At 34.4% G+C, this 10214-nt stretch carries 12 protein-coding genes; 6 read left to right on the forward strand and 6 right to left on the reverse strand.

Annotated features, from left to right (window positions below; all coding sequences use genetic code 11):
* Positions 1-62: 62 nt before the first annotated feature.
* Genes TAGGR_RS08840 through TAGGR_RS08865 form a run of 6 tightly spaced genes read left to right on the forward strand, consistent with a single transcriptional unit; the run spans position 63 to position 4615 of the window.
* Complete coding sequence (locus tag TAGGR_RS08840; RefSeq protein WP_059177008.1) at positions 63-683, forward strand: MBL fold metallo-hydrolase; 621 nt, start codon at positions 63-65, stop codon at positions 681-683.
* Between the two features lie 3 nt (positions 684-686).
* Entirely contained in the window at positions 687-1484 is a 798-nt protein-coding gene (locus tag TAGGR_RS08845; protein ID WP_059177009.1) for a biotin--[acetyl-CoA-carboxylase] ligase, read from the forward strand.
* Positions 1459-2232 (forward strand): type III pantothenate kinase, encoded by a 774-nt coding sequence (locus TAGGR_RS08850; protein WP_059177010.1) that lies wholly within the window; start codon positions 1459-1461, stop codon positions 2230-2232. Before TAGGR_RS08845 ends, TAGGR_RS08850 begins: the two co-directional genes overlap by 26 nt.
* Positions 2233-2241: 9 nt before the next feature.
* The gene (locus tag TAGGR_RS08855) at positions 2242-2685 is read left to right on the forward strand and encodes a universal stress protein (protein ID WP_059177011.1); all 444 of its coding nucleotides are present in this window, start codon (positions 2242-2244) and stop codon (positions 2683-2685) included.
* Between the two features lie 33 nt (positions 2686-2718).
* Positions 2719-3858 (forward strand): geranylgeranyl reductase family protein, encoded by a 1140-nt coding sequence (locus tag TAGGR_RS08860; protein WP_059177012.1) that lies wholly within the window; start codon positions 2719-2721, stop codon positions 3856-3858.
* A gap of 4 nt (positions 3859-3862) precedes the next feature.
* Positions 3863-4615, forward strand: coding sequence for an energy transducer TonB (locus TAGGR_RS08865; protein ID WP_082673642.1), 753 nt, complete (start codon positions 3863-3865; stop codon positions 4613-4615).
* Here the strand turns inward: TAGGR_RS08865 and rsfS are convergent.
* The 6 genes from rsfS to TAGGR_RS08895 all read right to left on the reverse strand — a co-directional run.
* Positions 4581-4955 (reverse strand): ribosome silencing factor, encoded by a 375-nt coding sequence (gene rsfS, locus TAGGR_RS08870; RefSeq protein WP_059177014.1) that lies wholly within the window; start codon positions 4953-4955, stop codon positions 4581-4583. The genes TAGGR_RS08865 and rsfS overlap by 35 nt on opposite strands.
* A gap of 4 nt (positions 4956-4959) precedes the next feature.
* Positions 4960-5688 carry a 16S rRNA (uracil(1498)-N(3))-methyltransferase gene (locus TAGGR_RS08875; protein WP_059177015.1) on the reverse strand — a complete coding sequence of 243 codons (729 nt, stop codon included), beginning with the start codon at positions 5686-5688 and terminating at the stop codon, positions 4960-4962.
* Entirely contained in the window at positions 5685-6560 is an 876-nt protein-coding gene (gene argB, locus TAGGR_RS08880) for an acetylglutamate kinase (protein ID WP_059177016.1), read from the reverse strand. Before argB ends, TAGGR_RS08875 begins: the two co-directional genes overlap by 4 nt.
* Positions 6557-7612: a DRTGG domain-containing protein gene (locus TAGGR_RS08885; protein ID WP_059177017.1), complete on the reverse strand. Its 1056-nt coding sequence runs from the start codon at positions 7610-7612 to the stop codon at positions 6557-6559. The genes argB and TAGGR_RS08885 overlap by 4 nt, the downstream gene beginning before the upstream one ends.
* A 22-nt stretch (positions 7613-7634) precedes the next feature.
* Positions 7635-9722 (reverse strand): acetate--CoA ligase alpha subunit, encoded by a 2088-nt coding sequence (gene acs / locus TAGGR_RS08890; protein WP_059177018.1) that lies wholly within the window; start codon positions 9720-9722, stop codon positions 7635-7637.
* A 59-nt stretch (positions 9723-9781) separates the two neighbouring features.
* Positions 9782-10214 (reverse strand): transposase (locus TAGGR_RS08895; RefSeq protein ID WP_173636700.1); only part of this gene is annotated, 433 nt, incomplete at its 5' end.

Here is a 10214-nt window from a genome sequence, read left to right on the forward strand (position 1 = left end):
AATTGTTAAGTTATAACAAAATTTAGTATTATATATTCACAACTATCTAAAGGAGGTGTAAAATGCTGGAAAATATTAAATGGCTTGGACATGATACTTTTAAAATCATTGGTGAAAAAATTATCTACACTGACCCATTTCAAATTAAAAAACCTGATAAAGCTGATATTATTCTGATTACCCATGAACATTATGATCATTTTAGTCCAGATGACATTAAAAAGCTTTTAACTCCTGATACTATTATTGTTCTTCCAAAGGATTGTTCTGGCAAGATCAGGGCAAAAGAGATTATTGTGAAACCAGGAGACAAAATTACTGTTGAAGGCATAGAAATAGAAGTTGTTCCCTCTTACAACACTAACAAGAAGTTTCATCCTAAAGAAAAAGGTTGGGTTGGCTATATTTTCAAAATAATGGGTAAAAGAATTTATATTGCTGGAGATACCGATTACATCCCGGAGATGAAAACATTTAAAGATATCGATATTGCCCTGTTGCCTGTTTCAGGAACCTATGTCATGACTGCTGAAGAAGCGGTGCAGGCTGCAATAGATATTAAACCAAAGATAGCAATTCCAATGCATTATGGAAGTATTGTTGGCTCTGAAAATGACGCCCATTATTTTGCTGAGAAACTTAAAGGTAAAATAGATGTAGTAATACTTAAACCCGAGGAGTAGATTATGGAGATTAAGGCTGAAGATTTAAAAAAATCATTACCCTCTGGATTGGAAATTGGCAGAGAAATTGTAGTTTATGATGAAGTTGAATCAACAAATTCTAAAGCAAATGAACTCCTAAAACAGGGTTATCCTTCTGGAACAGTAGTAATTGCAGATAGACAAACTAAAGGGAAAGGCAGATTGGGCAGAACATGGATATCACCTCCAGGGAAAAACCTTTACATGAGCATCGCTTTAAAACCAACTATTCCTCCAAAATATGCTACATTGCTTACTTTAACAAGTGTTGTAGCCTGTACAACAGCATTAAGAAGATACACTGACATTCCTGTAGTTATTAAATGGCCAAATGATATGTTGATTGATGACAAAAAAGTTGGTGGAATTCTCACTGAATTGAAGATTGAGGGAGAAAAAATAAAAGCTGCTGTTGTTGGCATTGGTATTAATGTAAATATGACAGAAGAAGATATGCCTGAAGAGATTAAAGAGATAGCTTCTTCTCTCAAAATATACAGAAAAGAAGACTTATCAAGAGGGCTTCTGGCAGTAGAAATAATTAAAGAGTTTGATAAGTGGTATCAATTGCTTGAAAAAAGACAGAGAAAAACAATCATTGACCGATGGATGCAACTCAGTGGCACTATTGGAAGACAGGTTAAGATAATATTTACAGATAGAGAAATCTTAGCTACAGCAGAGGCAATAGACGAGGAAGGTAGACTAATAGTAAAACTAAACGATGGAACTTATGAAAAAATCTCTGCAGGAGATGTCACTTTACTCAGAGCAAAGTGAGCTTGTGGCGATTAAAGTAGGAAATTCTACAGTGAATTTTGCTTTTTTCAAAACGCCTCAAAGCTCGGAATTTCATTTAGTCTCTTTTGATACAAGAGAAATACTGAATTGTGATTTCGCTAATCTTACTAGCTTTTTCAGTCCTCATAAAAAATTGGATTGCATAGTTTGTTCTGTTGTGCCTGTTCTTACAGAAAAGCTATCTTATTTCAGAAAACTTTTTAATAAAATGATTTTTATAAACTCTAAAACTCCCACAGGATTGACTTTGAAAATTCGTAATCCAGAAAGTTTTGGAGTTGACAGACTTGCTGCCACTGTCGCAGCTTACGAATTATTAAAGAAAAATATTGCAGTAGTAGATGCTGGTACAGCTACTACCATAACAGTAGTCACTAAAGAAGGAGAGATTCTTGGAGGAGCAATAATGCCCGGAGTTGGCACAATGAATTATTGTCTCCATGAGAAGACTGCTAGTTTGCCTTTAGTTGACTTAGAAAAAGATGCTGAACCTCTTGGAATGGATACTCATTCAGCAATTCTTAGTGGAATAGTTCTAGGGACAGTGCATGCAATTGAAGGAATAATAGGAGATATTGAAAGAAAAATAAATCTAAATCTAGAAGTCGTAATTACTGGCGGATACTGTGAAATTTTGTCAAAATATGTACATAAAAGACATTTATTAAATAAACATCTTGTAATTGAAGGTATGAGATTGATATACTTAAAAAACATAAAAAATTAGGAGGGTGTTATGAAATTTCAGAAAATTCTTTTACCAACAGATTTTTCAGATGAGTCGCTGTATGCTCTTTCTTATGCAGTAGACCTGGCGAAAATGTTTAATGCTAAATTATATCTCCTTCATGTTATCTATGACATTGAAAAAGCTTCAAATCTTCACGTTCCTCATCCATCAATAACAGAACTCTATAAAGACTTAGAGGCGCATGCTAAAAGAAATCTTGATGGTTTTGGAGTTGATTTGCTTGAAGGGTTCAAGAATGTTGAAACAGCTGTATTGAGAGGAATTCCATATGAAGAAATTATTAAATTTTCAAAAGAAAACAATATTGATTTAATTATTATTGGAACACTTCCAAGAAGCGGTGTTGAAAGATTCTTTGTTGGAAGCACCACACAGAGAGTTATTAGAAATGCTCCATGTCCTGTTTTAGTTGTAACTAAGAAACAGTAAGAACTACCTTCAGGGTAATATGAAAAGATATTAATGAAATGCCAAGTTTTGGTTGTTGGTGGAGGACCAGCTGGCAGCACTGCTGCAAGGTTACTTGCAGAAAAAGGGATAGAAACCGTTTTAATTGAAAAGAATCTCTCATTTAACAAGCCCTGTGGAGGAGGAATCCCTTCTGCAGGGCTGAAAGAATTTTTTATTTTAGATAAAATTCAAAAAGAAGTTAAATTTAACACTGTAACAAAAGTTAAGATAGTTCCTCCTTTTTCTGAACCAATAGAAGTTTCCCTGAAAAATGGTGAAATACTGATTTTCAATCGTTATAACTTTGATTCATTTTTAAGAAAGTTATCTGAACTACAAGGTGCAAAAGTTATTGAAGGAGAACTAACAAACATTGAAAAAGTTAATAACAAAATTAAATCTACAGTAAAAGACAAAAAAGGTAAAGTTTTTCAAATTAATTCTGATTACTTGATTGCTGCTGACGGAGTTAACTCCAAAGTTTGTACCCTTATAGGAACGCCAAAACCTGATTATTACTGGACAGTAAGCCTCCATATCCCGATAAATTCCCGTCCAAAAGATACTTGCGAATTCTGGTTTGGTAACAGTCATGCTTCTTTTTTTTATTCCTGGGTTTTTCCAGGCACGGATTATTTATCAGTAGGAACAGGATCAGAAGATATTAGAAAATTAAAAGTGCTGATTGAGACTTTTATTAAAAAAAGATTCACCATGACACTAAATTCTTTTACGCTGAGAGCCTATAAAATTCCAAGATGGAGAAAAAGAAAATTTTTTAAAAACAATATACTGTTCTGTGGAGACGCTTTAGGCACTGTAATGCCAGTTTCCTTTGAGGGAATATACTATTCCATGAAATCTGCCCAATTTGCTTCAGAAGCAATAATTCAAAAAGATCTAAAGTTATATGAAAAACTATGGAATGATAACTTTTTAATGCAATTCACTTTAATGAAGAAGTTTCAGGATTTCATGTTTGGTAATGATGAAAGGATGGATAGATGGCTTAATATTCACAGAGACCCTGCTATTCAGGAACTTGCAATGGCTTTATGGTTAAGAAAAGAGAACGGAACAAAGCTTATACCACTTTATTTAAAAGCCTTTGGAAGCTTTATTTCAAGAATTGCTCCATTTAAGATAAAATAAAAGTGTGAAGAAAGCTTTAGTTTACTCGTGTATTTTCCATATTTTGTTATTTATTTTCATCACTCTTTTACAGGACTATTTCAAGCCAGAAAAGCCTGAAGAGCCTGTATCCATTATGGTTGTTCCACTTTCTCCTCAGATGCCTAAAATACCTCCGTCTGTAAAAACTCCTTCTCCTAAAACCTTGCAAAAAATTCCTCCAATAAGAGAATCAAAACAGCCGAAGTATTTGAGTGCTATTCCAAAAGGTACTCAGGGACAGAGCACGGAAAAACAGAAAGAATCTTCTGCTTCTTCAGAAGCTTTAAAAACAGAAAAACAATTTAAAGAAATAACTTCTAAACAGTCTCCAGATATATTTGATAAAGATGTAATTGCCAGACTTTCAAGAAAATCTCAAAAAAGTCAGGAATTGGAACAATCAAGAGGATTAAGTTTTTCTGCTAAAGAATTCAATGACTGGGGATACCTTGAAAGACTTAAAGAAAAAATAGAAAGAGTCTGGCAATATCCTCCTCAAGCTGCAATGCGTGGGATATATGGAGATCTTTATATAAAATTTACAATTGACAAGAAAGGTAAACTTATCTCTTTAGAACTTTTAAGAACTTCAGGCTATAAAATGCTTGACGATGCAGCAATAAAAGCTCTTAAGGATGCTGAACCATTCTGGCCCTTACCTGATGACTGGCAAAAAGATAGTCTAACTATAACAGGACATTTCATTTATACGCTACACGGCTTTTATCTAAGGTAAATTCTGTGTGAATGCGTGGAGCATCAAGCCAGAGCCTTTCGAGATCATAAAATCTTCTTGTTTCTTCCAGAAAAATATGAACAATAACATCACCATAGTCCATTAAAACCCAGTGAGCATAAGAAGAACCCTCAATTGAGTAGGGTTTATATTCTTCAGCTGAAAGAGTTTCTTCTAAGTACTCTGTAAGAGCCCTTACCTGTGTGGTACTTTCAGCAGAACATATTACAAAGTAATCGGTGATTATAGTGAGATCTTTAAGCTCAAGAATTACAATATCCTGCGCTTTTTTTTCGTAAAGAAATTTTGCTATTTTTAAAGCCTTTTCTTTTGAATCCATCTATTTAAATTATATCATAATTTTTAATTTTCCACTCAATTAAAAAACTCATCAGTGAAACAGAAACTATGGATGCTGTTTCCGCTCTTAAAATTCTCTTCCCAAGTGTTGCTATTTTTATCTGTTTTTCCTTTGCCTGAGTAACCTCTTTATGTGTAAAGCCTCCTTCAGGTCCGACTAATAAAAATATCTCCTTCTGAGGATTTATTGTAGATATTATTTCAATTAGGGGAGTTTGTGCTTTTTCCCAGAAGAGTATTCCATTTTCTATTTTTTTAATCAGATCACCAAAATATACAACGTCAACTATCTCTGGAACAATTGTTCTATATGCCTGTTCAGAAGCTTCTTTTGCTATTTTCCTCCATCTTTCAATTTTTTGAGTATCCTTAACAATACATCTTTCACTTACGAATGGAATTATTTTTTTTACTCCCATTTCTGTTGCTTTTTGAATAATCAGGTCCATTTTTTCACCTTTAAGAAGAGCCTGACATAAAACTATTGAAAAGATATCTTCGGTATGAAGTTCTTCCTCTTCAAGCACTTCTATGTTTTTTTCATTAATAATTTTTGCTTTAAAACTTTTTCCTCTGCCATCAAAAATAGAGATACTGTCTCCTTTACTACATCTTAATACATTGAAAAGATATCTTCGGTCTTGCTTTGAGAGTTCTATGATTTTTCCAGGGGAAATATCAGAATACTGAATACAGAGCCTTGGATAACTCATCTAACAACTTCTGTACCAACTCCTCTTTGAGTAAAAATTTCAAGAAGTAAACTATGAGGAATTCTTCCATCTATTATATGAGTTTTTTTAACATCTCCTTGAAGGGCATTAAGACAGGCATAAACCTTTGGAATCATTCCTCCAGTTATAATCTGCTGTTCAATTAATTTTAAAGCCTCCTGCATCTTTAAGGTAGAGACAAGGTCGTTGTTATCATCAGTTATTCCTTTTACATCAGTAAGAAGAATGAGTTTCTCAGCCTTTACTGCTACTGCAATTGCAGATGCTACTGTGTCAGCATTTATGTTATAGCTTTGTCCATGTTTGTCAAAGCCAATTGGTGCAACAACAGGAATAAAGCCTTTGTCCTGTAAAGTTTCAAGCACCTCCACACAGACTTTTTCAACTTCACCAACAAATCCGAGATCAATTTCTTCATTGTTAATTTTTAAAAGTTTCTTCGTAGTTCTAAGAAGTCCTGCATCTTTTCCTGTAAGTCCAACAGCCTTTCCGCCATGAGCATTGATTAACTGAACAATTTCCTTGTTTATCACTCCTCCAAGCACCATTTCTACTATCTCCATAGTTTCTTTATCTGTTACCCTATGTCCGTGCAAAAAAATAGGCTCTTTACCAAGACGTTTCATAAGCTCTGTAATTTTTGGTCCCCCTCCATGAACAACAATCGGTTTTATACCTATAAAGTTAAGTAAAACAATGTCTTGGGCAAAGGCATCTTTGAGGAAAGGATCTTTCTGGGCAGCACCACCATATTTTATAACAAATGTTTTACCATAAAACTTTCTTATATAAGGAAGTGCTTCAACAAGAATATTTGCTTTATCAAGGAGTGTCTGTTCTATCTCATTCATTTAACTTTTCTTAGAAACTCTTCAATTTTAAATTCTGTGCTTATTATTTCTTTTGCTTTTAATGCCTTGTCTTTTTCTCTTATTACAGCTTTTCCCATGAGTTTTTCCATCCTGTCAACTGCTGTAAATGTATCAAGAGCAGTTACAATAATTGGAATACCTTTAGCTTTTGCAATTCCTGTTACAGTTTCATTAACATGCATTCCACCAGTAAGTATAAGGCACTTTGTAGAGGTTTCCATGGCAACAATCTGAATATCTGTTCTGTGGATTCCTGTTATAACTGCCTTATTTGGTATTCTTAAAAAGTATGAAAGTGCTGTTTCAGGATCCATTGCTCCAATAGAGATATTTTCAACAAACTCATCAAGTTTATTTTCACAGCAAACCAATCCACCATTTATTGCTTCCATAAGCCTTCTTACTGTAACTGCTTCAAGAAATTTATCTTTTTTAAATACTCCAAGAACTTTTATACCTTTTCCTTCAATAAATGGAGCAATCTTTTCTTTAACATAATTAATTTGTTCAGAAGGAACTTTATTTATAACAGCACCAATAAATTTTTCACCTGTTAGCTGTTTTATCCCGAATATATCATCCATAGCAAGCTCACTATCCCAGTGCTGAATCGCTATAGCTTTGCCATCTGTCTCCTTTAATAAATTTATGACATCAATTCCAAGAGCAAAACCTTCAAATATGTTATTTGGTCCCACTACTATTACAAAATCCTTATTACTTTGCTTAGAGAAAGAGTTCATAACTTTCTCTTTCACCCTTAAATCTACTCCCTCAAGAAGTTTATACTGGGTTTCATAAGTAAAAACAAAAGGAGATATTACGCTTAAAGGTTCTTCAAGTCCTAATAGTTCCTTTATAAAAACAGCCTCTTCATCAAATATTTCTTCACCTTTCTTTATAGGAATCTTTCCAAGAGGTCTTACATATCCCACTTTAAACCCTTTTTCCTTAAGTGTAAGAGCCAATCCTATAGCAAAGAAGTTTTTTCCTGTAAAAGCTCTGTTTGATATTATAAAAATTGGTATCATTTTGTCCTCCTTGGTATTGCTACTAAATTATTATCCTTGCATCAAGACCAATACCACCATTATTGAAAACCATGTATGGATTAATATCAATTTCTTTAATTACTGGAAAATCTGTAACCAGCTTTGAAAGTTTTCTTATACAGCTTGCTATATCTTTTTTATCATAGGGCTTTTCACCCCTTACTCCATCAAGTATTCTGCTTGCTTTAATCTCATTTATCATTTCAAAAGCTTCTTCCTCTGTGACAGGAGCTATTCTAAAAGAAACATCTTTAAGAACTTCAACATAAATTCCTCCAAGTCCAAACATAATCATGTGACCAAATGTTCTATCATAGCTTACACCAAGAATAACTTCCTTGCCACCTGTGACCATTTCATAAATCATTACGCCTTCTATATATGCCTCGGGCATAACTCTCTTGACATTTGTTGTTATTTCTACGAAAGCATTGTAAACAGCCTTGTCATTGTTGAGATTGAGTTTTACACCACCCACATCAGTCTTATGAAGAATATGAGGTGATGAAACCTTCATTACTACGGGATAACCTATTCTTTCGGCAATTGCAACTGCTTCCATTGGCGTTTTTGCCAGTGCTCTTTCCGGGAAAGAAAAACCATAGAGTGCTAGTATTTCCATCGCCTCTTCTCCACCGATTTCAGAAATTCCCTGTGATTGTAAGTTTTGAAGAATCTGCTTTGCTTTTTCGTAGTTTTCAGAAGGTATTTCTATTTGGGCAGAATCTGATACTTTTTTCTTTTTCAACTCTCCAAACTCAATAAGTTTTCCATAGGCATTTATGGCTACTGCAGGATCACTAAAAGATGGAATTCGTGACTGTTTTAGCTTATTCACTGCATTTTTAACTCTCTGCCCGCCGATAAATATGGCAAAAACAGGTTTATCTGTCTTATCAGCTGAAGAAATTACAGCATCGGCAACGTTGTCAACATCTGTCATTGCCTGAGGAGTAAGAATTACGCAAATTCCCTCCACAACTTCGTCCTTAATAGCCTGATCCAGAACAACTTTATATCTTTCTGAAGTTGCATCTCCAATTATGTCAACAGGGTTATATAAAGAGGCAGTTGGAGGAAGTTTTTCTGCTATTGCATCTATTGAATTCCTTGTCATTGGATCAAGTCTTATCTTAAGACTATCTGCTGCATCTGCTGCGATAATTCCAGGACCACCAGCATTGGTAATAATCAGAAGTCTTCTACCTTTAGGAATTCTTTTTGATATAAACATCTCGGCTGTATCAAAAAGTTCCTGAATCCCTGAAACTCTGATAATACCTGTTTTTCTAAAAGCCTCTGTAAAAGCTCTATCAGAACCAGCAAGTGCTCCTGTATGTGAAGAAGCAGCACGAGCACCTGCTTCTGTTGCACCTGATTTTATTAGTATTACAGGTTTTATTTTTGTAACTTCTTTAGCTACTTGAAGAAATCTTTTACCATCCACAACATCTTCAATATATCCAAGAATTACATCAGTATCCGGGTCTTTTGCAAAGTATTCAAGAAAATCTGTTTCATTAAGATCAGCTTTATTTCCAAAGCTTACAAACTTTGAAAAACCGAAATTATTTTCTATTGCCCAGTCTATAATTGCAACGCCTAAAGCTCCTGATTGGGAAAAGAAAGCAACCCTTCCAGCTGGAGGTAACTCAGCTGCAAAAGAAGCATTCATCATATTTTTAGTGTTCATAACACCAAGACAATTGGGACCAACCATTTTCATTCCTGAAGTTCTTACAATTTCTACAATTTCCTTTTCTCTTGCCACTCCATCGCCACCAACTTCTTTAAAACCTGCAGTTATTACAACAACGCCTTTGACTCCTGCACGGGCACAATCTTTTAAAGCTTCTGCTACTGCCTTGGCTGGAATTACTATTATGGCAAGATCAACTCTGTCAGGTATGGCTGATACAGAAGGATAACAGGGCAGTGAAAGTATCTCAGTTCTTGAAGGATTTACAGGATATATTTTGCCAGTATATCCATTGATGAGGTTTTTAAGGACAGCATTGCCCACTTTTTTTTCTTCCGGAGATGCTCCAACAACAGCAATTGAAGATGGATTAAAAATAAAATCAATCACGTAAATATTATACCACCAGGAAATAGACTAAATCAATTGTTTTCTAAATAAAGGTAATGTCAATAATTTTGTGTAAATTCATAAATAGGTGTATTCCTCCATTTTTCGTTTAAATGGCTTATCACTGCAAAAATTATTCTTTCAATACTTTCAACATTATTAAAACAACTCATAGTTCTCGTTCTTCGCCTTACTTCCCTAAATGCCCTCTCTATTATGTTTGTTGTCCTTAACTTCTTCCATAATGCCTTAGGTGTCTTGTAAAAAGCTGTCAATTGCTCCCAGTTCTTCCTTATACACTCTGCTGCTTTAGGATAAAGTCTGCCCCACTTGCTCTCCCATAACTGAAAATTTCTCTTTGCCTCTCTTAAATTCTCTGCACTATATATCTTCTTAGCTTCAAAAAGACATTCCTTTTCATCTTTCTTTCTAAGATAGTTCGCTACATTCCTCATTTTATGTGCCCAGCATCTCTGCCTCAATACAAGAGGA

It is taken from the genome of Thermodesulfovibrio aggregans (genome assembly GCF_001514535.1).
GTDB classification, from domain to species: Bacteria; Nitrospirota; Thermodesulfovibrionia; order Thermodesulfovibrionales; family Thermodesulfovibrionaceae; genus Thermodesulfovibrio; species Thermodesulfovibrio aggregans.